This window comes from Anaerolineae bacterium, from assembly GCA_016931895.1.
Lineage (GTDB): Bacteria > Chloroflexota > Anaerolineae > 4572-78 > J111 > JAFGNV01.
In genome coordinates this window covers 1-26,195 of sequence record JAFGDY010000254.1, presented here as the reverse complement: position 1 = coordinate 26,195, position 26,195 = coordinate 1, and the positions used below count along the sequence as shown (strand labels likewise).

Annotated in this window: 13 protein-coding genes; 8 read left to right on the top strand and 5 right to left on the bottom strand. The window is 55.6% G+C overall.

What is annotated here, in order from left to right; all coding sequences use genetic code 11:
• Positions 1 to 109: 109 nt before the first annotated feature.
• The 3 genes from JW953_19520 to JW953_19510 all read left to right on the top strand — a co-directional run bounded on the left by JW953_19520 (position 110) and on the right by JW953_19510 (position 13,525).
• Positions 110 to 11,857: a DUF11 domain-containing protein gene (locus JW953_19520; protein ID MBN1994895.1), complete on the top strand. Its 11,748-nt coding sequence runs from the start codon at positions 110 to 112 to the stop codon at positions 11,855 to 11,857.
• A gap of 160 nt (positions 11,858 to 12,017) precedes the next feature.
• Positions 12,018 to 12,650, top strand: coding sequence for a hypothetical protein (locus tag JW953_19515; protein ID MBN1994894.1), 633 nt, complete (start codon positions 12,018 to 12,020; stop codon positions 12,648 to 12,650).
• 56 nt (positions 12,651 to 12,706) lie between these two features.
• The gene (locus tag JW953_19510; GenBank protein ID MBN1994893.1) at positions 12,707 to 13,525 is read left to right on the top strand and encodes a hypothetical protein; all 819 of its coding nucleotides are present in this window, start codon (positions 12,707 to 12,709) and stop codon (positions 13,523 to 13,525) included.
• On the opposite strand, the gene JW953_19505 is transcribed toward JW953_19510, so the two are convergent.
• The 3 genes from JW953_19505 to JW953_19495 all read right to left on the bottom strand — a co-directional run bounded on the left by JW953_19505 (position 13,526) and on the right by JW953_19495 (position 17,478).
• A complete protein-coding gene (locus JW953_19505; GenBank protein MBN1994892.1) occupies positions 13,526 to 14,968 on the bottom strand; it encodes an undecaprenyl-phosphate glucose phosphotransferase in 1,443 nt (480 codons plus the stop codon).
• Entirely contained in the window at positions 14,965 to 16,098 is a 1,134-nt protein-coding gene (locus JW953_19500; GenBank protein ID MBN1994891.1) for a glycosyltransferase family 4 protein, read from the bottom strand. Before JW953_19500 ends, JW953_19505 begins: the two co-directional genes overlap by 4 nt.
• A 138-nt stretch (positions 16,099 to 16,236) precedes the next feature.
• Positions 16,237 to 17,478 (bottom strand): GAF domain-containing sensor histidine kinase, encoded by a 1,242-nt coding sequence (locus JW953_19495; protein ID MBN1994890.1) that lies wholly within the window; start codon positions 17,476 to 17,478, stop codon positions 16,237 to 16,239.
• A gap of 495 nt (positions 17,479 to 17,973) precedes the next feature.
• On the opposite strand from JW953_19495, the gene JW953_19490 reads away from it, so the two are divergent.
• The 4 genes from JW953_19490 (at position 17,974) to JW953_19475 (ending at position 22,085) form a co-directional block, all read left to right on the top strand.
• Positions 17,974 to 19,269: a hydroxymethylglutaryl-CoA reductase, degradative gene (locus tag JW953_19490; protein MBN1994889.1), complete on the top strand. Its 1,296-nt coding sequence runs from the start codon at positions 17,974 to 17,976 to the stop codon at positions 19,267 to 19,269.
• A 38-nt stretch (positions 19,270 to 19,307) separates the two neighbouring features.
• Positions 19,308 to 20,363, top strand: coding sequence for a hydroxymethylglutaryl-CoA synthase (locus JW953_19485; protein MBN1994888.1), 1,056 nt, complete (start codon positions 19,308 to 19,310; stop codon positions 20,361 to 20,363).
• A gap of 110 nt (positions 20,364 to 20,473) precedes the next feature.
• Positions 20,474 to 21,634 carry a thiolase domain-containing protein gene (locus JW953_19480; protein ID MBN1994887.1) on the top strand — a complete coding sequence of 387 codons (1,161 nt, stop codon included), beginning with the start codon at positions 20,474 to 20,476 and terminating at the stop codon, positions 21,632 to 21,634.
• 37 nt (positions 21,635 to 21,671) lie between these two features.
• Positions 21,672 to 22,085 (top strand): Zn-ribbon domain-containing OB-fold protein, encoded by a 414-nt coding sequence (locus JW953_19475; GenBank protein MBN1994886.1) that lies wholly within the window; start codon positions 21,672 to 21,674, stop codon positions 22,083 to 22,085.
• A 201-nt stretch (positions 22,086 to 22,286) separates the two neighbouring features.
• Here JW953_19475 and JW953_19470 read toward each other — a convergent pair whose 3' ends face one another.
• Complete coding sequence (locus JW953_19470) at positions 22,287 to 24,476, bottom strand: GAF domain-containing sensor histidine kinase (protein MBN1994885.1); 2,190 nt, start codon at positions 24,474 to 24,476, stop codon at positions 22,287 to 22,289.
• Between the two features lie 255 nt (positions 24,477 to 24,731).
• On the bottom strand, positions 24,732 to 25,808 hold the full coding sequence (locus tag JW953_19465; GenBank protein MBN1994884.1) for an isocitrate dehydrogenase: 1,077 nt from the start codon (positions 25,806 to 25,808) through the stop codon (positions 24,732 to 24,734).
• A 94-nt stretch (positions 25,809 to 25,902) separates the two neighbouring features.
• Between JW953_19465 and JW953_19460 the strand changes: the two genes are divergently transcribed.
• The gene (locus JW953_19460) at positions 25,903 to 26,100 is read left to right on the top strand and encodes a hypothetical protein (GenBank protein MBN1994883.1); all 198 of its coding nucleotides are present in this window, start codon (positions 25,903 to 25,905) and stop codon (positions 26,098 to 26,100) included.
• The last annotated feature ends 95 nt before the right edge of the window (positions 26,101 to 26,195 follow it).

Below are 26,195 nucleotides of genomic sequence, written 5' to 3'. Positions count from 1 at the left end.
CCAAAAACTTGGCGCCCTTTACGGATTCTATAATTATCTTCAGGGGTTTCGTTTTTGGGCTGGAATCCCGAAGAGGAATGTTGTTCTTTACCAACTGGAGGGTTTGTCTATGGAGCTTCAACCCATTGCCCCAAGAATCAGGAGAACCCTGGCTTCTCTTGGCCTGGGGATAATTCTGGTTTGTGGTTTGCTGTTATTGTTTGGCAACGTTATTCAGCCGGTCAGCGCCGCCCCTATTCTCCCCCGGCACAATTCGCTTCCCCTGGCTTCACAGGCAACCATTCCGGTTACAACCACCATTCAAGCCGCCATTAACGCCGCCTCCCCCGGCGACATCGTGGAGTTCACCGGCACTTATACTGAAAATGTTGTCATCAATAAATCTCTCACCCTGCAAGGTTCATCCTCCGCGGCCACCCTTGTTTACAATGGGGTGTTCCCGTTTCCCACCGCTCCCTCCATTCTGGTGGCAGCCAACAACGTTACCGTGACCAATATGACCCTGCTAGGCGTTGGTTTTGTGCAGCACAGCGCGGTGCGGATTGATAACAGTAGTAACGTGCAGGTAACCAATGTTTCGGTGCAGAGTTACCCCACCGGCATCCAGGTTCGGCGCACCATAGCCGGACCCACCGGGATTACCATTACCAACAACCTTATTCAGGAACCCGGCGGCGGGGCTATAGGGAACGGCGGTATCTATTTTTTAGGCTCCGGAGCCGGCGTGGGAGCCATCCAGGCCACTGTGCAGTCGAACCAGATTTCTGGCTATAGCGTCTGGCCCTTGATCCAGGCCAATGGCTTGGCGCCCAGTTTGATTGCCAGCAACGTGCTGACGGCCGGCGGAGCCAACGCGGAAGGCACAATTTACCTGGATCAGAGCGGTTTGTCGGTGGTGCGGAACAATCAATTGATTGGCCCTACCGCTCCGCTTATCGGCATTCGTTTAACCGGAACGGCCAATCCAACCGTAACCCAAAACACCATTGACAGCCTGTTTGATTTTGGGATTCAGGTTGATGGGTCGGCCACCCCAAATATTTTCAATAGCAATATCTCGGGCCACAGCACCTTTGGCATCCACATTCTTGACTACGCCCAGCCGCGGGTTGTGAGCAATACCCTGGCCAACAACTTGCTGGCGATCAATATTGAAGATGATGCTCAACCGCAAATTCTCACCAATGCCATTATTAATAATAATGCCGGTTTTGGGGGGGGCATCCAGGTTAGCGACGCGGCCACCCCCACTATTATTCAGAACCGGATTGTCAATAATCCGGCGGGCCTGATTTACAATAGTTCGGGTCCCTTAACCGCCGGCGGCAACACCATTTGCCGGAATTCATCGGTGGGCTTGAGCAACGGCAGCGGGTTTACCCAAACGGTTTCCGGCAACTGGTGGGGACATAACCCGCCTCTGAACGCCGGAGGCTTCTCCGATTATTCCGGCTCGGTCATCTCCTCGCCTATTTCAATGGTTCTCACCCTGAACCCAAGCCCGGCTTTAATTCCCCTCAACGGCACGGTAGGTGTTACCTTGACCATGAGCGGCGGCGGTTACAATGTTTTAGACGGTACCGGCATTAATTTTTCCGCCACCGCCGGGAATCTGTCGGTAGCCAACACTGCCACCTTGAACGGATTAGCTAACACCGTTTACACCGGCACAGTGTTGGGCGCGCACACCATCACCGCCACCGACGATTGCGGCGGCGTGGTCACGGCCACCATTATTGTGGGCGAGCCGGTTTTGACCACCACCAAAACCGCCGATCCTCCCTCCGGCAGCCTGGTCCGGCCCGGCGCGCCCATCACCTATACCGTTTACGTTACCAATACCGGGGCCTATACGGCCAGCGGCGTGGTCTTCTCCGACACCATGCCCACGTTCACCACCCTGGCCGCTACTGCCATTGATGCCGGCATCATTAACTCAAGTAATCCTGTCTCGGCCACCTTTAACCCCATTCCGCCCAATAACGGCGTAATGTCCGTGACTATGCGCGTCACCGTAACCCTGCCCCTGACCAACGGGCTTATTTTGACCAACACCGGCTCTATCAGCTACTTCAACGGCACCGCCAACGTGATTAGCTCCACCAACCCGGTGACACACCAGATCACCAGCTCGCCCGATATTACGCTGACTAAAACGGCCCAGCCGCCTCACGGCAGCAATGTCCGTCCGGGCGACTACATTACTTATACGCTGACCCTCACCAATCAGGGAGACGCCAATGCCACCGGCGTGGTGGTCAGCGATACCATTCCGGCCAATACCTTCTTGGTTTCGCTTGACGCCGCGCCAAACGTGATGACCACGGCGGGCAACCCGCTGCGGGGCGACATCGCCTTTTTGCCCGCGCCCAACGGCACAGCCCAAATTACGTTTACCGTGCGGGTCACTTCGCCGCTGGCCAACAATACCTTGATTACTAATACGGCTCAAGTCACGTCAAACGAAACGTCGAGCGTTATCACCTATTCCAATACCGTCACGCATCGGGTGCAGAGCGCCGCCGTGCTGACCATCACTAAAATGGCCCAACCGCCGCACGGAAGCGTGGTTTCACCCGCCGATCCCATCACCTACACCCTCATTATTACCAATACCGGCGATGATAACGCCTACGGCGTGGTGATTACCGATGTGACCCCGCCAGAGGTCAATTATGTGGGCGGCAGCGCTACAGCGGTTAACGGGACAATTACCAATTTGCCGCCCGCGCTGCGAGTAACAGCGCCGGTGCTAACCGGCACGCTGCTGGACGGTACCCAATCCTCCATCCGGGTGACCTTTGTAGTAACCGTAACCACGCCCATGACCAGCGGCACGTTGATTGCCAACACGGGGTATGTGACCTTTACAGGGTCGCCGGTCGTCACCCCCAGCAATGTCGTCACGCACGTGGTGCAGAGTTCACCGCAATTGACCCTCACCAAACGAGCGGAGCCGCCTTCAGGCAGTTACGTGAGTCCGGGGCAGAGGATAACCTACACCTTGAGCATCACCAATGAGGGCAATGCCAATGCCACAGGGGTAGTGGTGAGCGACACCTTGCCGCAGTACACCAACTATGTGAATGGGAGCGCCTCGGCGGGGGCCAGTCTGGCTCAAGCTGGCAATTTGATCACGGTAGATACCCCGTTCCTGGCCGGGGAAGGTGGCGTGCTAACGGTGAGTGTGGTGGTGACGGTCACGACGCCGCTGACGGATGGGCTGATTTTGACGAACAGGGCCTGGGTGACATCTACCGAGATAGCCACACTTACTTATGCCAATGAAGTGACGCATGAGGTGGAGAGTACGCCGCAGCTAACGATCACGAAGGAAGCGGAACCGATAGGGGGGAGTGTGGTCAGTCCGGGTGATTTGATCACTTACACCTTGCGGGTGAGCAACACCGGCAATGCCAATGCGCTGGGGGTGGTGGTGAGCGACACGGTTCCGGCGCATACGACGTTGGTGTTCAGCGCGGCGACGGGGGGAGTGGTATTGAGTGGGCCAGACCCGTTGCGAGGTGATATTGGGGTGTTGGCCGCGCCGGGTGGGGTGGAAGTGATCACCTTGACGGTGCAGGTGGCAAATCCGCTGACGGACAGCACCATCATTGCTAACACGGCCTGGGTGACGGCGACGGGGGTGCCGACGATCACCTATTCGGAGGAGGTCACTCATCTGGTGCGCAGTTCGCCGGTGTTGACGATGGTGAAGAGTGCGGTGCCGGTATCGCCGGGGCCGGTGCGGCCGGGGGATACGATCACCTACACGCTGGTGGTGCGCAATATTGGCAATGCGAACGCCACCGGGGTGGTCATCAGTGATACGTTCCCGGCGCATACGGGATATGCTTTGGGCAGCAGTAGTCTGGCTTACGGGGGCGGGGCCGGGGGATTTGCCACGATGCTGCCGGGTGGGCAGATCACTTTCTGGGGAGGCAATATTCCTGCGCCCAATGGGGTAGTCACGGCCACATTTGCCGTTATGGTGACGCGCCCCCTGACGAACGGTTTGATCATCACCAACACGGCCTGGGTCACGTCTACAGAAGTAGCCACGATCACCTATTCCAATGTGGTCACGCACCAAGTAGAGAGTGCGCCGGTCATCACCATCAGCAAGGAAGCCAATCCGCCGCATGGATCAACGGTGAGTCCGGGCCAGGCGATCACGTACACTTTACGGATTACCAACACGGGGGACGCCATCGCCCAGAACGTGGTGGTGACAGACACAGTGCCGGGGTATACCAACTATGTGAATGGCAGCGCGGGCGTGGGTTCGATTAGCGAGAGCGGCGGTGTGGTGACGTGGAATGTAGGCGCGTTGACTGTAGACCTGCCGGTGAACGCCAGCTTTGTAGTTACCCTAACCACGCCGTTGACTAACGGGTTGATTATTCAGAATATGGGCTATGTAAGCCATACCGGCACAACTGTGGTCACGCCCAGCAATACCGTCACCCATCTGGTCACCAGCAGCCCGAACGTGACCTACACCAAGATTGCCCAGCCGCCTGCCGGCAGCACCATCAACCTGGGTCTGGCCTCGCCAAGTCAAATCACCTACACCATTTTTGTCACCAATACCGGCAATGCCAACGCAACCGGCCTGATCATCACCGATACGGTCCCGGCCAATACCAGCGGCGGCGGCTTGACTCCGTGGGCGGTGGGTACATTGGCCGGTAACGGCGGCGGGGCCAGCAACTCGTTTGTGGTCACGGTTAATATGCCGCTGCCGGATATGACCGTGATTACGAATACCTACGAGGTAAGTTACAACGAGCTGCCGGGGGTATTCACCTCCAGTTCGCCCATCAGTCCAACCAATATAGTGACCCACCTGATTCGCAGCGCAACGGCAGTGAGTGTAACCAAAACCTCGGTGCCAACGCCCACCAGCGTGGTGACGCCCGGCCAGGTCATTATCTACAACTTTGCCATTACCAACAGCGGCACAGCCACCGCCACAAACTTTGTGTTGACGGACACCATTCCGGCCAACACAACGTATGTGGCGGGCAGCGCCAGCGCCAGTGCGGGAGCAAGCGTGGATGATACGGGCGGGGCAGTGATTACCCTGACCGTCTCTAACCTGATTACGCCCAACAACGTAATAACAATGAGCTTCCGAGCAACGGTCAACAGCCCCTTGCCCGATGGCACAATTATCAGCAATAGCGGCTGGTATACTTTTGACCAATCAGCCGCTCTCTCTCAAACAAATATTGTCACCCACCTGGTCAGCAGTTCGCCTAATATCACCCTGACCAAAACGGCTGCGCCGCCCCATGGCTCTCCTGTTACCCCGGGCGACTATATTACTTACACCATTGCTCTCACCAACAACGGCACCGCCAACGCCACCAGCGCCGTGCTAACCGACGCCGTGCCGCTGTATACCCAGTACGTGTTGGGGTCGGCTGTGCCTGCGCCAGTTTCTACCAGCCCCCTGGTTTGGAATTTGGGCACGATTAGTGGGGGCGGGGGCAGCGCCGGTGTCACGTTTGCGGTGCAGGTTGACCAGCCGTTGACCAATAGTTTAATCATCAGCAATAGCGCCTGGTTGGACATTGCCGAAACCACCGGCCTATCCCAAACCAACGTGGTCACTCACCTGGTGCAGAGCAGCACCGACATCACCTTCACCAAGTCGGCCAATCCGCCCTCCGGCAACGTGGTTGCGCCGGGCGATACCATTACCTATACCCTGGTTGCGGCCAACACCGGCGCCCAAATGGCCACCGGCGTGGCGCTAACCGACACCTTACCGGCGGACGTGAATGTGGTCAATTATGCCGGTTCTAAAGGCGTGCCGGTGGTGATGGGCAACCTGTTCACCTGGAATATTGGCACGTTAACGGCCAACGAAACCGTTACGGCCACTATCTCGGTAACGGTCACCACCCCTCTCACCAGCGGCACCATCTTGTCCAATCAGGGCGAGTTACTGACCGCGCAAACCGGCCTGTCTACCACCAATTTTGTTACCCATACCGTCATCAGCACCCCCACCCTCACCCTGAGTAAATTGGCTACGCCGCCGCACGGTAGCATTGTTGGCCCCACTGAAACCATTACTTATACCCTCATTGTCACCAATAGCGGCAACGGCCCGGCCACCAGTTTCCAGATTACGGACACCGTGCCGCTTAGCACCAACCTGGTTGGCGGCGTTAGCGCCACCCCCGGCTTTGCCGTTGCCACCGCTACCAACGTGATCACCGTGGCCGGCACATTGAACGTGGGCCAAACCGTAACCGCCACCTTTGCCACGGCCATTTCTCCCACCGCCGTATCGGATGGGGACATCCTGAGTAATATTGGCTACGTCAGTTATACTGAGTCGCCCGTAATCACTCAAACCAACCAGGTGACCCACCTGATCCGTATGAGTGTCGCGCTGACCCTCACCAAGTTTGCCGAGCCGTCCGGCCCCACCATTGGCGCCGGTGACATGATTACCTACACCGTGGTGGTATCGAATAACGACATCTTTGATGCCACCAACGTGGTGATTACCGAGGCCATACCGGCCAACACCAATTATGTGGCCGGTTCCTTCACCAACGCTTACGGCATTACCGCCACCGGCCCCAATCCGCTGGTAGCATGGGTTGGCCCGCTGACCGCCAGCCGGAGCGTCAGCTTTAGCTTCCGGGTAACCGTGAACACGCCTATTACCAACGGCACAATCATTAGCAACGTGGCTCAAATGACTGCCGATTACATGAGTTTGACGCCAAGCAACGAGGTTACCCATACCGTTGTCTCCACGCCAAATCTGGTTGTGTCCAAATCCGCCCTACCCACCGCGCCGGAGGTTAATCCCGGCGATCCCATTGTGTATAGCATCTGGATCACCAATACCGGCGACTCCCCGGCCCTCAATGTGGTGATCACCGATACGCAGCCCATTTCCACCGAGTACTTCCTGGCTCAATTTGTGCCGCCCATTACCGGCAGCACGGTGAGCGCAGGTCCGCCGGTGGTGGCCACCATTCCCTCGTTGCCCGGCAACGGTGGGACCGCCAGGCTTTTGTTCCTGACCGCGGTCACCGATACGGCCCCGGCCGGCCTGGTGATTACCAACGTGACCCAAATCAGCAGCGACCTGACGGCGCTGACCACCACCAACGTAGTAACCCACATCGTGGGCGGCACGTCGGCCCTGACCATCACCAAAACCGCCGAACCCATTGCGGGCACGGGTCTTTTGCCGGGCAGCGCCATAACCTACACGGTCAGAGTGACCAATAGCGGCTCTACCACTTTAACCAATCTCATTTTGGTTGACCTGCTGGACCCGAACACCGACTTTATTTCCGGTTCCGCCGCTCCGCCGCCCATGTTTCTGGCCGATTGGATTGCTATGTGGCCGTTGCTGGCGCCGGGTAATAGTCTGTCGTTGGTCATCAGAGCGAATGTAACGACCTCGGTGGCCGCCGGAATCGTAATCACTAACGTGGCCACTATTGCCAGCGCCGAAACGCCGATGATTGCTACCGGCCCGGTAACGCACGTCATCGTCAGCCCCAACGTGGTGATCACCAAAACCGACAATGTGACCATTGTCCAGCCCGGCGATTTGCTGACCTACACCGTGACCGTCAGCAATAACGGCACCGCGCCGGCAACCAACGTGGTTGTCACCGATACCCTGCCGGCCAATACCAACTACGTGGCCGGCTCCGCCTCGGGCGGCGGGGTGTACAACCCGGCGGCCCGCCAAATTGTCTGGGCTATTGGGGTTCTTACCCATGGCCTGCAACTAACCCGCACCTTTGCCGTAACGGTGGACAATCCCATTGCCGCGGGCGTGAGCAGCATCACCAACACGGTGACGGTGGCCGACGATAGCGGCGCTTCGGCCACCGCCGACGATGTGGACGTGGTGAATGCCGCGCCCAACGTGGTCATCAGCAAAGCGCCCAGCGGCGTGGTTGAACCGGGGCAGGTGATCACTTATACAATCATTTATACCAATACCGGCAATCAAACTGCCGCCGGCGTGCAAATCACCGATACCGTGCCTCTCAGCACCACCTTTAATGCCGGGGTCAGTTCGCCCGGCTGGAGTTGCCTTGATGGCGACCCGCCCGGAACGCTCTGCGCGTATAACGTAGGGGTGTTGACCGGCAGCAATACCACCGGCAGTGTTACCTTTGCCGTAACCGTCACCTCGCCCTTGAGCGACGGCACCATCATTACCAACGTGGCCTACGTTTCTCACGATGCCATCATTACCCCCAGCAACACGGTGACGCACGTGGTCCAACTCATCCCCGTGCTCACCCTGGCCAAAGCAGCCGACCCGCCCAGCGGCAGCACCGTAACCCCGGCCGACCCCATCACCTATACCCTCACCCTGACCAACACCGGCACAGGCGATGCCACCGGCGTGGTCATCACCGACGTTCTTGACCCGAACGTAAATCTGGTCAGCGTGACGCCAGGCGGCGCGGTCAGCAGCACCAATCCCCTGGTATTGAATGTGGGCACGGTGCCGGCCGGCGGCGGCGTGGTTACCTACACGGTGCGGGTCACGGTGACCACCCCGCTGACCAACGGCCTGGTGCTCGCCAACCAGGCGCAAGTGGCCTTTGGCGGGGCAACAACCGTAACCCTGAGTAACCAGGTGACCCATACGGTTGCGTCCACTCCCAACCTGGTCATCCAGAAATCTTCGCCGACCACCACCACGGTTGACCCCGGCGATGCCATAAACTACTCTGTCCGGGTGCAAAATACCGGCAATGCGCCGGTCACCAACCTGGTCATTACCGACGTCATTCCCATTTCCACCACTTTGTTTGGCGTGCCGGGCATAAGCCCCATTGGAGCCGGCACCGTGACCAGCCTGAACCCGGTGGCGGTAACCATTCCGCTACTGAACGGCGGCGGCGATGTAGTGACGCTGACGTTCAGCGTGGATGTGGCCGGCACTGCGCCCGCGGGCCTGGTCATCAGCAATACGGCCCAAGTGGTCAGCGACCAGACGGTGTTGACCAATTCTAACACCATTACCCACGTGGTCAGAGAATATGCCACGCTGATGTTTGATAAATCGGCCGACCCGCCCAGCGGTTCGTTGGTATCACCCAACGAGATGATAACCTACACTTTAACAGTGCTCAACGTTGGCACTACCACGGCCGATAATCTCACCTTAACCGACTTTCTGCCTGCGGGCGTCGGCTTTGTGCCCGGCAGCGAGAGTGCCACGCCCGGCTTTACCATCCTGTCTACTGTGCCCACGCTGGTTGTGAGCGGCACGTTGTCGTCGGGGGGAATGATGACCACCACCTTCCAGGTGACAGTGTCAACGGCAGTGTCGGGCACGTTGCTCACCAACACCGCGCGCGTAACCGCCGCGGCCACCCTGCCCCTTACCAGAACGACCGTGCATACGGTGTACGCGCCAATATACAGCCTGGCCATAGCCAAAGACGCCGCGCCGCCTGCGGGCAGTGTGGTTGAACCGGGCGATTTCATCACTTACACGCTGGTGGTCACCAACACCGGCGACGCCGTAACCGGCGTGGTCATCTCTGATACGCTTGATGCCAATGTGACGCTGGTAGCCAGCAATACCACGCATGGCGCTGTTACCGGCTTAAGCCCGGTCCAGGTTTCCGGTTTTGGCCTGGCGGCGGGAGAGCGGGTGACCGTGACGCTGGGGGTAACGGTGGCTAACGCCGTTAGCGGGACCATCATCTACAATCAGGCCAGTGTGACCAGTACCCAGAGTACGCTATTTAGCAGCGGCGTGGTGACGCACGTGATCAGCAATACTCTGCCGGTGCCCAGTCTGGCTATCACCAAAACCGCTATGCCGCCTAGCGGTAGCAGTGTTGGCCCCAACACGGCTATCACTTACACCATTACCGTAGCCAACAACGGCACAGGCGATGCAAATAACGTGATGATTACCGATACCCTGCCGGTGGAGGTCAACCTGGTGAATGCCTTCTTGAGTAACGGTGGGACCGTGGGTAGCAGCAACCCGCTGACGGCCAGCGTCGGCACGCTGACAGCGACCAACCGGGTGACCCTGACCATTGTGGTCACTACCAGCGCGGTTGTCACCGATACAGTGATTACCAACACCGCCCAAACTGCGGCCATCGGCCTGGCGGTGGAGTACTCGCTGCCGGTGACGCACATCATTACCACTACCCCGGTGGCGCCGCTGCCCAGCCTGGCCATCACCAAAACGGCCATGCCGCCCAGTGGCAGTTTTGTTGAGCCGGGCGACTACATCACCTACACGGTCATAGCCGTTAATACCGGCGGCCCGGCTACCAACGTGGTTATCTCTGATACGCTTGATCTGGTGAATGTGACCCTGGTTTCCAGTGGTACCACCACCGGCGCGCTCAGCGGCCCCAACCCGCTGCAATTGACCGGCTTTGATTTGAACACCGGCCAGGGGGTCACCATAACAATGGTGGTGTCGGTGACGGGGGTGGTGAGCGGCACGGTGATCAATAATCAGGCCAGCGTGGCCAGCACGGAGGTGATAACGCCGCAGTTGAGCGGCACGGTGACACACACCATCAGCAGCACTATCCTGGCCCCCAGCCTGGCTATTACCAAAACGGCCATTCCGGCCAGCGGTAGTATTGTTGAACCGGGTGATTTTATCACTTACACCATTACGGTGCAGAATAACGGCACGGGGCCGGCTACCGGGGTGGTTGTTTCTGATACAATTGATCCCAATGTGTCGCTGGTGATGAGTAGCACTATAACGGGTACGTTGAGCGGCCCGAACCCGGTGCGGGTGACCGGTTTCAACTTGAACCCCGGCCAGAACAACATAATTACGTTGAGGGTGCAAGTAACCGGCACGGTCAGTGGCACGGTCATCAGCAATCAGGCCAGTGTGACCAGCACCGAAACGCCGCTGCCGCTCAACAGCGGTATTGTCACCCACATTATCAGTAACTCGGTATCGCTGCCGCCTAACTTCACCATCACCAAGAGCGCCGACCCGCCGGGCGGCACCACCGTGACCCAGAATGATCTTATCACCTATACCATTGTGGTGGTGAATAACGGGGGTACGGCCACGGGCGTGGTGCTCACCGACGTTATCCCGGCCAATACCGCCTATGTGGCTGGCAGCCTCACTTCCACCCTGGGCACGCCCATACCTCCTGGCGCACAGGTAACGGTTAACGTCCCCATCTTTGCCGGAAGTGGAACGACTATGACCACTACTTTCCAGGTGCGGGTGACCACGAACTTGACCACAACCATCACCAACACGGCCACGCTGGACAGCGACCAGACAGCGCCGCAGAACAGCAACCCGGTCACTCACCCGGTACAGGGGGTACCCCCCCTCACGGGCGGCGTTTATCTGCCCATTGTCTTCCAGACCCTGGTGGGCGAGTATGCTATCCTGGAATGGGATGGCGGCGAGACGGTGTGTGATAAAGTGAGTGATGTTGACGGCGGAGCCGGCCTGGCTCTTGACGGCAGAACTGATGGTGTATTTTGGCTTAACGTGAATGTAGGCTCAGGCGGGCCAAGGACTGTTTCCGAGGTCAGGTTGACCAGTAGCCAGCCCGGTATTGAGTGGGATACCGTTGTGGGCGGTGGGCCGCTGCTGGGCATTTTCAGCGGCGGGTCGCCCTTGAACGATTCTGGCAACGGCACTATCTCCGGGGTCATATTCAGTCCGGGAGTCGTCAGGGTGCAACTCTGGGCTTCGAACGATTTAGGCCGGACCCGTTTTGTGCCTAACCAGTATATCTACACTGCGGTGGTCAATTTCTCCGACGGCACTTCATTGTCAGGGCAAACGCAGGTGTGGGGTACTCGTCCGCCCTGGTGCCCATAATGGGGTTTGAGAGTTTTGCCGGGTAGAGATAAGACAACGCCTGATCTTGCCCAAGCGTTGATAGAGGACATTCATCCTGGATGTCCTCTATTTTTTGGGCAGGGGACAAAATGTGTTACAATCTGGCAATGCTAAGTTATAGATAACGTTTGGAGGCATTATGGGCAGAATGATTTGGTCCGCCATCAGGCAATCGGCGATTGATATTTGGGACGAGATGCTTTACCTAATGCTTTTTAATGTGATCTGGGTGGTTGGCACTTTACTGATTATTCCCTGGCCGTTTGTCACTTTTGCCCTTTTTGCTATTGTTTATGATATTGGTCAGGGCAAAGGGATAAGTTTTGGGCAGTTCTTTTCTTATGGCCGGGCGATGTGGAAACAGGCTTATACCTGGGGTGGGATTAACCTGGGGATATTCATTGTGGTTTGGATGAATATTAATTTTTACATTAATTTTGACACCCAATGGTCGCTGGCCCTAACTTTTCTGATTTTGAGTGTTTCTTTTTTCTGGTTTGTGTTACAGTTGATGGCCCTGGCCATTTATCCCCGGATGGAAGAGCCTGGTTTCAAAGTGGTCACGCGTAATGCCGCAGTTCTTTTTGGCCGTTATCCGGTGGTTGTTTTTACCTGGCTGATTTTGATGGCCGTTTTGGTTGTTGTTTCTTTCTTTTTGCAGGTGCTTATTTTGGTAGGAGTGTTTTCACTGATCGCCGTTTTGACCAATCGCATGGTTGAGGCAATGGTCAGAAAAGAATTAAAGCGAACCGCCGGGGAAGATGAGCCGTAGGACTTATTGGCAACCTTGCCTTTCTAATTAACCTAAATGTTAAAGGATTTTTTCTTATGACCCAATCATCTCCATCTGACTATAGCCCGGAATCACTGGAACAATTGCAGCGACTGCGCGTTTCTGTGCTGGCTTTCCAAAATGAAGTGGCGCCCCTGCCGGCCAATGAACAGAGCCAGCCCCACAACGAACAATTCAACCAACTGCGCCTTGAAGCCCAGGCGCTCCTGAACAAACAGGGCTTTGACAAAAGGGTCCCCCGGGCCATAACCGAGGCATTGGCCGCCGAACATTCGCAAAAAAACATCATCCCCCGTATTTCGGTGATTGTTGTTTTTGGCGTTATCCTGGCCCTGTTTGGGTTGGGCATTAATTCGATTATTTTAGAAGACATAATTATCAACAGCCTGGGCTGTTTAATCAGTACGCTGGGCATGCTGCTGGTTGTAGGCGCTTTTGTTGTTCTGGGAACGGCCAACATGCGCCAACAGCGGCGCCTGACCAATTTGGGCGACCTATACCAACGTTGCAATATGCTTTTGTATGAAATCAACCACGCCCTGAATATGGACATTCCCGATTTGGCCGACCGGCCCGCGCCGGATATTCCTGAAATCTCCTCGGCCGTGGAATTGGCCCTGGATTCGCTGGGTAAGCAGGCGCTTGACTGGCAACAAAAGTTGCGAACATTAGAGGAGCAGCGTTTGGCCGCAGGCCCCCATGCGCCGCTGGAGTTAACGCTTAATATTGATTTTATGCAGCGAGAACTAAATCGCGTGAAGCAAGAGATGAATCGTTTGCGCGGGCGCCGGTTGCCTGCGGCGGAGGAAGTGGGAACGGCGCTGCCTGCGCCGGAAGAAGAAGCGGAAATTTAGTTAATATGCCCCGTTGCCAAAAATCACCCGGGGAATTGTTTGCAGAAAAATTTTGGCGTCCAGGGCCGGCGACCAGTTTTCAATATAATAGATGTCTAGCAGGGCCATCTCGTCAAAGGTTAAATCGGAACGGCCGCTGACTTGCCACATGCCGGTGATGCCCGGCGACACCTCCAGCCGGCGTTTTTGCCACTCCTGGTATTGCTCCACCTCGGCCGGAATGGCCGGGCGGGGGCCAATCAAACTCATCTCGCCGCACAGAACGTTGTAAAATTGGGGCAGTTCATCCAGGCTCAACCGGCGAAGTTGCCGGCCCAGCCGGGTGGCGCGGGGGTCTTGTTTGATTTTAAACAGCGGCCCGTCAGCCTCGTTTAACGCTTCCAGGGCCTGGCGCTGTTCTTCGGCATTCTCCACCATCGAGCGGAATTTATAAAGCGTAAACCGCTGCCCCATTTTGCCCACCCGCTCTTGCGAAAAAAAGACCGGCCCCGGCGAGTCCATTTTAATCATCAGCGCAATCAGGGCCATCAAGGGCGCGCTAATTACCAAAACCAACGCCGAAAAGACCATATCAATCATCCGTTTGAGAAACTGGCTGAGGCCGCTGATGCCCACCTCTTTGATGCCAATCATGGGCACGCCGGCAATTTCATCCACTTGCATGTGGTTGAGCGTGATCTGGAATAAATCGGGCACAATGCGCACGCGCACGTTTTTGCGTTCGCATTGGGCCATAATGCTTAAAATTTTGCGATGATATTGCCAGGGCAGGGTAATGATCACCTCTTCAACCGGCCAGCTTGACAGAATGTCGGCCAATTTGTCAACGCCGCCCAGGGCCTTGAACCGGCCAATATCGGTTTCGCCCCTGGTAGGATGGTCATCTAAAAAACCGATGATGTTAAACCCCAAATCCCGGTTGGCCACAATGGCCCGCATCACGGTTCGGGCAATCTCGCCCGCGCCAATAATCAAAACCTGTTTGACCCCCACCCCCTGCCGACGCATCTGCCGCAGCAGCATTACCTTGAGCAATCGGCTCAAGCTCAAAATGGCCATGGCCAGGCAACCGGCATAAATAAAAATAGCCCGGGAGTAAAAGGTGGGCTGGTAGATGAAAATAAAAACAATAATAATGACAATGCCGGTGGTGGTGCCGTTGACAATGGCGTAAAATTCGTCAAACCACGAGATTTGATGGCGCAGCCGGTAAATTCCATGCTGGCGATACACCCAAACCAATAGCAGCGTAAAAATGGCCACAAAAGGCAGGTAAACCCGGTAGGGCACGTCAAAGGCCGGGTCCACGGCCCGAAAGAGTTGCAGGTCGTACCGGATCCAGTAGGCCAGGATGCAGGCGATATTGATCAACAGAATATCAATCAATATCCAAACAGTTGTGGCCGCTTTTTGGTCAGTAAAGAGAATCTCCAGGCGTTTCATAGGGCCAGCACTTTTTGATAAATCGCGACAGTCTCTGTGGCTGTCTGTTCCCACTTAAATTGGGCCGCCCGGGCCATGCCGCGCTCCGACATTGAAGCGCGGGCATCGGCGTTGGCCGCCACCTCGGCCATTGTTTCGGCCAGGGCTTTATAATCGGTTGGGTTGACCAGCCGCGCGGCTCCCTGGTTGCCGGCCACTTCCGGCAGCGAGGAAACGGTGCTGGTAATAACGGGCGTGCCGCAGGCCATTGCCTCCAGCACCGGCAGGCCAAACCCCTCAAAATGAGAAGGGTAAACAAACAAGGTGGCTGCATTATACCACAAACATAGCTCCTGTGGCGGAATATAGCCGGGAAAGCGTACAGAATCCGTCAGGTTGAGGGCCTCAACCAGCTCAAATATTTTTTGATAGTACCACCCTTTGCCGCCAGCCACAATCAGAGGGGGAACATCGGGCTGCCGCTCTTTCCAATGGGCGTAGGCCCGAAGCAGGCCGTCAACATTTTTACGCGGCTCCAGCGTGCCCAAATATAAAACAAAAATATCGGGCAAATGATGGGCCGTTTTAAAGGCCGACACCTGGCCCGGGGGCAGGGGCCGAAATTGCTCGTCTACGCCACAATAAATAGTATGCACTTTTTCCGGTGATACGGACAAAAAAGTGATAACGTCTTGCCGCGTGCTTTCAGAAATGCAAAGTACGGCTTTAGCTTGTTTAACGGAATGAGCGGTAAAGTGGGTCAGGTATTGGCGCGGCAAAGGCCGGAAGGCCTGGGGGTAACGCCAAAAACTAAGATCGTAGATAGTGACCACAAAAGGGCAGGGCGTGGCCACCGGAGCCACAAAAGCCAGCGCGTGGAGCAGATCAACCCCGGCCCGGCGCAGGGCGATGGGCTGGATGAATTGTTCCCACAAAATCCGCATGGCCGGACGGTGAGTGGGCAGTTTGCTCCGGTGGAGGGTGAGCGATGATTCCGCAAAAGAGGGGTCGCTTAAAAAGGCGCTGTACGAAAAAAAATCCGGCGATACGCGGGCCAGATTTTTGAGCAGATTAAAGATGTACCAGCTTATCCCGGCCCCACGATAGTTTTGACTCAAGGAGAGTAAGTGGGCGTTCAACCCAATGTGCATTTTTTTGGCCCAAGGTGCGTTTTCATTGGCCCAATTATAGCACAGGTTAATCAGGTTGATGAATCAGGGGGGATACTTATTGATGATTTTGGCTTTGCGATTGAGTTCGACACTTACAGATGGTAAACCGACTCGGGGTTATGTTTCGCCGTTCTCCACCAGGGGCAGGCTAAAGGTAAACTTGCTGCCGGCGCCTACTTCACTTTGCACCCAAATATCGCCGTCATGGGCCTCGATGATTTTTTTGGCCAGGGTTAAACCCAAACCAACCCCGCGCGTGGCTTGCTCCTCATCTGGCCCCCGGTAAAATTTGTCAAACACCACGCCTAACTCTTTGGGCGTTATGCCCTTGCCTGTATCTTGAACGGATAATTGCGCCCGCACCTGGTTACACGTAAATTTAACTTCTACAGCTCCCCCTTCGTGATTGTATTTTATGGCGTTATCAATTAGGTTGACAATAACCTTTTTCAAACGACCGGCGTCGGCGGGGATAGGGGGAGCGGGCCGTTTGGCATTTAAGGAAAGGGTAATTTTCTTTTCCAGGGCCTGGGGATAAAATAGATCAATCACCTCTTGGGTTAAGGCGTGCAGATCAATCATTTGTTTATCCAGCCGGATCCGCCCTGTTTCTATTTTGGTCAGTTCAAGAAAATCATTGATCATTTGGGATAAACGCACGGCCTCACGGTTAATCCGCTCCAGGCCAGAACGTAAATCCTGTTTGTTAATATTGGGGTTGGCCAGCATCACCTGGCTGGAACCGATGATTGAAGACATTGGCAAGCGTAACTCGTTGAACACCCAATCCAGCCGGTCTCTTTGCTCAAAAAAACGGATATTTTCAATGGCCGCCGCAGCTTGGATGGCCAGCGTGCTCAGGGTATGAATATCGTCGCCGGTAAAGCCACCGTTATTCTGATAATTGAACACTTCAATCACGCCAATAATTTTTTCATTGACTATCAGCGGCACCCCTAACACTGATTGTGCCGCAAAACTTAGTTTATCGGTTTCACCAAAGTGATGCCCCTCTTCTTGAAGTTTATCAACTACCAGGGCCTCGCCGTTTTTCACTATCCAGCCGGCCACGCTGCCTTCAAAAGGCAAAAAAACCGGTTCGCTCTGCTCGTTAGTGGTCATTTCAAAGAAAAACTCACCCTCTTTTTTGTTCAACAACAAAATAGAAGCGGCCTCGGTGTCTATTAACTGGGTGGCCACTTCTATAATGGAACGTAACAGTGTATTCAGGTCAAGGGTGGAGTGAAAGGCCCGGCTAACTTCCAGCATCATTTCCAATCGAGCCACTTGCACTTCGGGGGATTGGACGCTACTATCAATGATGTCTTTTGGCGTTAATCCGCGTTCAATCTTTTTCACAAACACCGAATAATCTCCCCGGCGGCTTTTTAAATCGTAGAAACTTATCATCAGGCGTTTTTTTAACCACTTTTTAAAGAGTGGACCAATTTATTTGATTGGCCAAGCTGGGTTTCTTTGAAAGTATTTGGCAAATAGCAGGAATAAGAGCCGGTTGTAATGGGGCCGTTAATCCTTAGCCCTTATACCAAAATTGTATCACCTGCGTTATTGCCTGACAAGAGGGCAAAGAGTCCTAGCTAAAACGTCCTATTGGCCGGGCCGACGCTATAGCTATTCAGAAAAAGATTTTGAATTTTTGCCGGGTAGAGGCAGGACATTGTCCTCCTGTCTCTACCCAAAAACGTTATCTGAACAACTATAAAATCAGTTTTTCTGACAATTTGATAGTTTTTGAGAGTCACCCTGTGCTAAAATATAACAAACCTCAAAAGGAGGAGCATCTCTCTTTGAGGAATTTTTTATATTTTACGGGCGCAAAGCAGGAGACAAAAAGTGACCAAAGCCGGATCTCTGGCCGGTTTCTACAAACTGGACCAGGCCGAACGTCGCCAGAAGTTAGCCGAATATGCCGGTTTAACTGAAGAAGATTTGGCCGTGTTGCAGGCCGGCCTCTCTGCGGAACAGGCCGAGGTGATGATTGAAAATGTGGTTGGCCGGTATGTTTTGCCCCTGGGCATTGCCACCAATTTTCTGATCAATCAGCGCGAGGTGCTGGTGCCGATGGTGGTTGAGGAACCCAGCGTGGTGGCCGGGGCCAGTTACGCGGCCAAAGTTGTGCGGGCCGGCGGGGGTTTTCAAACCGGCAGCACCGAGCCGGTGATGATCGGTCAAATTCAGGTTTTGGATTTAACAGACCTGGATGAAGCGGTGGCCAAATTAAAAGCCGCCGAAACCGACCTGTTGGCCGTAGCCGGCCAATCCGATCCCATCATCCAGAAATTGGGCGGCGGGGCCAGGGGCCTTGAGTACCGCCCTCTGCCCGATACGCCGGCCGGCCCGATGTTAATCATTCATCTGCTGTACGACTGCCGGGACGCGATGGGGGCCAACATGGTCAACACCGCCGCCGAAACGCTTGCGCCGCACATCGAACAGATTACCGGCGGGCGGGTGAATTTGCGCATTCTCTCTAACCTGGCCGACCGGCGCACCGCCCGCGCCGAATGCCTCATTCCGGTTGAACAGTTGGCCCGGGCCGGCCTGCCCGGAGCTGAAGTAGCCCAGGCTATTTTTGAAGCCTGGGCCTTTGCCGCCGCCGACCCCTACCGGGCGGCCACCCACAACAAGGGGGTAATGAACGGCATTGATGCCGTGGCCCTGGCTACCGGCAATGACTGGCGGGCCATAGAGGCCGGCGCGCACACCTACGCCGCCCGCAACGGCCGGCCCACCAGTTTGACCGAGTGGTCGTTGGTAACTGCTGCGCCGGGCCAGAAACCGGCTCATTTGCGCGGCGTTTTAGAAATGCCGATGGCTGTGGGCACGGTTGGCGGGGCCACCAAAGCCCATCCCATCGCCCGCGTGGCGCTGAAAATTTTGGGGCAACCCAACGCCGCCGCGCTGGCCGAAATCATGGTGGCCGTGGGCCTGGCCCAAAACCTGGCCGCCATCTGGGCTTTGGCTACCGAAGGTATTCAGCGCGGCCACATGCGCCTGCACGCCCGGCAAGTGGCCCTGGCTGCCGGGGCGCAAGGAACGCAGGTGCAGAAAATCGCCAGCCAATTAGTGGCCGAAGGCAAAATCAATGAGACCAGGGCGAGAGAACTGTTGGCAGAGAGTCAAGAGTAAAAAATACGCAATACGCAACTTACTGATCAGAGCAAACTATGCCTTTAATGAAACCAAACAACGCGACCGGCATTGTGGGATATGGCAGTTACATTCCCAGATACCGTTTGCCCGCTACAGAAGTAAGCCGGGTGTGGAGTGACGGGCAGGGCGGAGGGCCTGTTACCGAAAAGGCCGTGCCGGGATTTGACGAAGACACCATGACCATTGGCTTGGAAGCGGCTCGCAACGCCCTGGCCCGGGCCCAAATTGACCCCCAAGAAATTGGGGCGGTATGGGTAGGCAGCGAGAGCCACCCTTACGCGGTAAAACCAACCAGCACCATTATTGCCGAAGCATTGGGTATTACGCCCTATACTCAAGCGGCAGATTGGCAGTTTGCCTGCAAAGCGGGCACCGAAACTTTGCAGGCGGCCGTTGGCCTGGTGGGGGCGGGCATGGCCCATTATGCCCTGGGCATTGGGGCCGATACCGCCCAGGGGCGGCCCGGCGACGCCCTGGAATATACCGCCGCGGCCGGGGGAGCCGCTTACCTTATTGGCCCGGCGGCAGAGAGCCTGGCTGTTATTGAGGCCAGCCTTTCTTACGTAACCGATACGCCCGATTTTTGGCGGCGGCCCATGACCCACTACCCCAGCCACGGCCAGCGTTTTACGGGCGAACCGGCTTATTTTCATCACGTTACTGCCGCGGGCCAGGCTTTGATGGCCGAGTTGGGCTACACGGCCAAAGATTATGATTACGTGGTGCTGCACCAGCCCAACAAAAAATTTCCGGAACGGGCCGCCAAAATGCTAGGCTTTGTCCAGGAGCAATGGGTGACGGGCCTGTTATCGCCCGTGGTGGGCAACACTTATGCCGGGGCCAGCCTGTTGGGTTTAACGGCCATTCTGGATGTAGCCAAACCCGATGACAAAATCCTGTGTATTTCCTTTGGCTCCGGCGCGGGCAGTGATGCCTTCTCCATCCAGGCCACCGAAACCATCACCGGCAAGCAGCGTTTAGCGCCAACCACCCAGGATTACGTTAAGCGCCGGACGGAGATTGATTACGCCACTTACGTGCGTTACCGGAAAAAGCTGCAAATGCATTAAAAATTAGAAAATAGAAATTATAAAAATTCAGAAAAACAAAATTTAAATTTTGTTGGGTAGTAGAGACAGCACATTGTCCTGCCTCTACCCCAAAACATTAGGAGTAACCCTTGCGAGACGTATCCATCATTGGCATTGGCCAAACGCCCGTTGGGGAACATTGGGACAAAAGCCTGCGCCATCTGGCCTTTGACGCTTTGGTTGCGGCCAAACGGGACGCCGGTATTGAGCGAGCCGACGCCATTTACGTGGGTAACATGCTCTCCGGCGAAATTTCGGGACAGGCTCACCTGGGGGCGTTGATTGCCGACTTTGCCGGTTTGCGCGGGATCGAGGCCATCAAGGTGGAAGCGGCCTGCGCCAGCGCGGCGGCGGCTTTTCGGCAGGCTTACATTGGCGTGGCCAGTGGCTTGCAAAATATTGTCATTGCCCTGGGCGTTGAAAAAATGACCGACGACGTGGGCAGTAAATTGACCGCCGGCCTGGCCTCTGCCGCCGATGCCGATTATGAGGCCATTCACGGGGTAAGTTTTGTGGCCCTGAACGCCTTAATTATGCGGCGCTATATGCACGAGTATCGGGTGACGCACGAGGATTTTGCCGGTTTTTCGGTGAACGCGCATGCTAACGGGGCCGGCAATCCCAACGCTATGTTCCGGCGCCCCATCAGCAAAGAAGCCTTTATTCGCTCCGGGATGGTGGCCGACCCCATTGGCCTGCTGGACGCCAGCCCCATGGCCGACGGCGCGGCGGCGGCCATTCTTTGCCCCGCCGAGCAGGCCCGTGAATTTACCGACAATGCTGTTCGGATCAAGGCCAGCGCCCTGGCCACCGACAGCCTGAGCATCCACGACCGGCGCGATCCGCTCTGGCTCCAGGCTGCCGAAGATTCGGCCAAACACGCCTATCGCCAGGCAGGCGTTGGCCCTCAAGACATTGATTTTTTTGAATTGCACGACGCTTTTACCATTATGTCGGCCTTGAGCCTGGAAGCCGCCGGTTTCGCCGAACGGGGGAAGGGCACGTGGCTGACCGGCGACGGCGAAATTAGCCTTGAGGGGAAAATCCCCATCACCACCCGGGGCGGGCTGAAAGCGCGCGGCCATCCGGTGGGGGCCACGGGCCTTTATCAGATTGTGGAGGCTGTTCAACAATTGCGCGGCGAGGCCGGGGCTAATCAAGTAGCCAATGCCCGTTTAGGCATGACCCAAAATATCGGCGGCAGTGGCGCCACCATCGTAACCCATATTTTTGAGAGAGCAGACTTGTAAAACGTGAAAGGTAAAACTTAATTGGAGGTTTTTACAAATGAGTACCACAGAAATTGCTCGACATTGGCGTTTAAAAGCGCAGCGTTATCAGTTGGTGGGCGAGGTGTGCCCCCATTGTAACGGCAAAATATTTCCGCCGCGCGATGTTTGTCCCCACTGCGCGGAGGAGGCGACGCAGCCTCCTTTTCGTTTCAGTGGCAAGGGCGAGGTTTACTCTTACACCACCGTCCACAACCCGCCCGAAGGCTATGAGGAGAGCGCGCCCTACACCGTAGCCCTGGTCAAACTGGCCGAAGGCCCCCTGATTACGGCGCAATTGACCGACGTGGCTAACAGTGAGGTTGAGATTGGCATGCCGGTGGAAATGGTCACGCGCAAACTGCGGAGCTACGGCGAAGAGGGGCTGATTATTTACGGTTACAAATTCCGGCCCCAGTTGGCCCGGATTTAAGGGTTATTTAAAGTATAGAACTTACGCATGTTCCAGAGGTGACAGTCACTTCCAAAGTGACTGTCACCTCTGGAACATGTAGCGCCCACTTTTAGTGTGCGCGGGTCAAACTAAAAAAGTTTGACCTACCTCACTGTCCCAATTTGGGGCTATTGATACTTATTCCTGAAACCCGTCATAGCATATCTGCTGGCGGTTTTTTTATTGTTCTTGCCCGGCCAACGGTATTTGGAAACCAAAAGTACTTCCCTCACCTTCCTTACTTTGGGCAAATACGTCGCCGTGATGGGCGCGGGCCACGTATTGCACCAGAGCTAAGCCCAACCCTAGCCCTTCCACGCCCCGTAGTAAGGGGTCAGACATTTGGGCAAAGCCTTCCCATAAGAGAGGTAGTTTGTCGGCGGGCACGCCCACGCCGGTATCTTGCACCTCAAAGCGCATCATTTCAGGCGTGGGCCGGCAGCGGATCCAAACTTGCCCACCGGCGGGAGTGAATTTAACGGCATTGTTAATGAGTTGGTGGAGGGCATCGGTTAGCCGTTCTGGATCGCCGGATACGGGCGGTAAATCCGGGGGGATGTTGGGATGAAGCTTGATCTGTTTTTTAGCCGCAGTTGCTTCATTAAGCGAAACAGCCACCGTAATGATGGTAAATAGATCCACTTCCACCGCATGCATTTCGCCGCGTTTGCTCAGGAAGGCGGCAAAGTTGATCAGATTGTCAATCATTTGTTTAACCGCGCTGACGCCGGAAGTGAGTTGGGCCAATTGTTCCCGTTGGTTTGGGCCAAGTTGGTCCAGGCCGTATCGCTGCAGGAGTTGTAAGGAAAAGTCTATATTGGCAAAAGGGCTGCGTAACTCGTGGGTAATAACGCCAATAAAGGCCGATTTCAGATTGTCGAGTTCTTTTAACTGGTGGCTAGCCCAATCCAAATCCTGGTAGGTCTGTTTGAGGTCTTGATTGAGTTTGACCAAATCCTGAACCAAACGCGCGTTTTGCAGGGCTACGGCCGTCTGGTCGGCCAGGGTGCTTAATAGGGTCAGGTCGCTATCAAAATAGGGTTTGGCCGAGGTTTTTGGGCCAAGCGCCAGCAGGCCAATCCACTCATCTTTGGCGTGGATGGGCACAAACACCTCCATTTTAAGACTGGTCAACCAGCCGCGTTCGGCCAGCGGCACTTTTTTGAAACGGGGCAGCATATCCAGATCATACTGGGTGAGGGGCCGGCGTTCCTGGGATAGATAAGTGGCCACCACACTATCGGCGGGCAAAGTATTAGAGGGAACAAACGTGGTCTTTTTTTTACCGTGCCGTTTGACGGCCTGTAACTGAAAATAATCTTGTTCTAACTCGTTTTTTTGGCGACGCACCAAAAAGAGCGCGGCATGCTGGATATCCATTGCGCGCCGGATAAGGCGCAAAATAACCACGGCCAGGCGGTCTAAACTGAGAATGTTGCTAATGCTGGCGCTGTATTCTCGCATCAACAGGTTGGGGTCGTAGCTACGGCCCAAAATGAGCCGGTCTACCAAACGTTGGACCAATTGCAGCAGCGGGTTAAAGAGAATGGCCAGGATGAGGGCGGTGGTAAGGGTGGGGGCCAGGGGGCCGTAATCTAACACCAAAATTTCTTGAAAAACATATTGCGCAGAGACAAAACCAACCAGGTACAAAATGATGGTCAAGAAGGTGATCATCAGATAACTGAGGGTATAGCGCATCATCTGGCTAACATCAAGCAGGCGATAAGCCAGCGCCGCGTAAACAATGATCAGGGTGGCCGCCAGCCGGAGGCCGCTGCTCAATATCTGATGGTCGGCAAAAAGCAGCCCATCGGCCAGAACCACCAAACATAAACCCAGGAGCCAATATTTGATACGATTCCGATGCCATGGGGTTTGGGCTTGTTGGTACGAACGCAGAGTCAGCAGCGTTACTCCCCCAATGAAAATGGCCCAGCCAATGATCAAAATACTCAGGCCTAGCTGTTGGTACCGCACATTCTCTTGACCCAGCCGGAGAATGGGGAGCAAAATCAGCAGTAAAACGCCTTGCAGGAGTAATTCAATGATCACCAGCACAATGCCCGGTCGCCACCAATCCGTTTCCTGATGACGTAAAAAGACCCGGCTGAGGTGGAAATAGAGAAAGGCCAGCACCAAAACCACCTGAATGGGGATCAGGCGTAAAACGCCCGGGAGCGGCGTAAATAAATCGGCCAGTTGCCAGAGGGTATGCAGCAATTCTCCTCCGGCCGAAACAACCAGGAAGATGAGCAGCAAGCGGATCGTAGGCTCACGAAAGCCTTTTCGGGCGGCGGTGATACCGGCGATCAGTAGATAAATAAGGCTGACTGCCGCCAATGGAATGATAGGGATCAAGTGGGTCATTTTTAGGGTTAGTGCCCCAAAACCGCTAATAAATTTGCCATAAAACGCAAGCGCCTGGCGGACTTTGCCTGATTGCCGAAGTGAATATACAGCAGCATCTTAACCTGTTTCCATCATACCAGTGATTAGCCCTGCCCATGATAGGACAAAAGTTTTATTCAACAAATCAGTGCGGCGTTGAACCGGCAGCGCTTTGACTAAACCTTCCCTCCCGGCCCTGAGAACGTGTTTCTAAAAAGGTTTCATCGTTCACGGTCACCCCCCCAGGGTTTGCCACACCTCCAATTTTGATTTGACCCGCCGGATCACCTCATCGGTAAACTCGGTGGTGGCGCTGGTGCCGCCCAGGTCCGTGGTGCGAATGCCATCGTAAACCGCTTCAAACACCGCCTCGTAGATGGCGCGGGAAACCTGGGTGGCTTGAGGCGTTTCCATATATCGAAACAGGGCCGCTCCGGCCAGGATCATGGCCATGGGATTGGCCAGATTTTTACCTTCCAGGGCGGGCGCTGTGCCATGCGGCGCTTCGGCCATGACTACATGGTGATGCCACGCCTCATCAAAAGAAATCAGGAGCGATTCGGAACCGCCGATGGAGCCAAACATTTGCAGCACCAGGTCGCTCAGGCAATCGCCGTCGCGGTTCAAGGAGGGGATGACCATGCCATCGCCGGCATTGGTCATGAGCAGAGCGTAGGTAGCGTCAATCAACTGCGGTTCGTAGCGGACAGAGGGGTAACGTTTGGCGGCGGCATCCATCTCTTCTTTGAGCAGGCCCTCGTAAACCGGGCTGACGGTATATTTGGGGCCGCCAAACACCTTAACCCCCATTTTTTCGGCGTGTCGAAACGCAAACTCGGCCACGGCCCGGCAGTGACGCCGGGTAATGCGTTCGGTGCGGAAGGCCACTTCATCCAGCCCTGTGCCTTCCCGGTGTTCTTTTGCGCCATAGGCATCGCCCACGGCCATGCGCACCACGGCAATGGGCGCGTAAGCCCCGGCCAGGGGCCGCACGCCGGGAATACGCCGGCCCGTGCGCACAATGACCGTGCCGTTGACGGCATCACGTAAAATAGCGTTGGGGCTGCCCACGTCGCCCGCGCCTTCCGGGGTAATGGTGGCGGCCTTCAGGCCCAGGCCGGTTTGTTTCATGGCCTCGGCCGCTTCCAGCACCACTTGATTTTGCGTTTGGCGCCGGTTGGCCAGACTCAAGTTAAATTTGATAAAGTCGCAGGCCAGGCCCGTTACCGCCGGATCCAGCACCCGTAGCGCTTCGGCCATTAATTCCTGGCCGGTTTGATCGCCCTCTAAAACAACAATGCTGGTGGTCAATTTCCGTTCTCCCGGGGGATTTGATTTTTGGGATAGAGTATGTTAAAAGTGTACGCGAAAAGGCCAAAATCGCCAAGCGGATGGTTTATAAAATATGCCGTCAGAAAGGGATGATGCCTTCCGCACCTACGCCCCGCCCATGTTTCGCGTGACCGTGGCTGAGTTCAACCAACGCGCGCTGCGGGTGTGGAAAAAGGCCGGTTTTCAAGAAGTGCAGACGTTTCAACGGGAGGGGGATGGTCTGTCTTTTGTGGGTTTGGTTCGAGCGGGGGGAAGTGTTTCTCGTCCATAGCCGGAGAAAAACAGACTCAGTAGATCCAAATTTGGTCAAAATTCATATACCTAAAGGAGCGACATCAGCAGAGATAAACGAGACAACCCCATAGA

Bases quoted from the DNA above. Each gene is read 5' to 3' on its own strand.
- JW953_19485 (MBN1994888.1), top strand. From the start codon at position 19,308: ATGCCTTTAATGAAACCAAACAACGCGACCGGCATTGTGGGATATGGC.
- JW953_19460 (MBN1994883.1), top strand. From the start codon at position 25,903: ATGCCGTCAGAAAGGGATGATGCCTTCCGCACCTACGCCCCGCCCATG.
- JW953_19500 (MBN1994891.1), bottom strand. From the start codon at position 16,098: ATGCACATTGGGTTGAACGCCCACTTACTCTCCTTGAGTCAAAACTAT.
- JW953_19520 (MBN1994895.1), top strand. From the start codon at position 110: ATGGAGCTTCAACCCATTGCCCCAAGAATCAGGAGAACCCTGGCTTCT.
- JW953_19510 (MBN1994893.1), top strand. From the start codon at position 12,707: ATGACCCAATCATCTCCATCTGACTATAGCCCGGAATCACTGGAACAA.
- JW953_19475 (MBN1994886.1), top strand. From the start codon at position 21,672: ATGAGTACCACAGAAATTGCTCGACATTGGCGTTTAAAAGCGCAGCGT.
- JW953_19515 (MBN1994894.1), top strand. From the start codon at position 12,018: ATGGGCAGAATGATTTGGTCCGCCATCAGGCAATCGGCGATTGATATT.
- JW953_19505 (MBN1994892.1), bottom strand. From the start codon at position 14,968: ATGAAACGCCTGGAGATTCTCTTTACTGACCAAAAAGCGGCCACAACT.
- JW953_19470 (MBN1994885.1), bottom strand. From the start codon at position 24,476: ATGACCCACTTGATCCCTATCATTCCATTGGCGGCAGTCAGCCTTATT.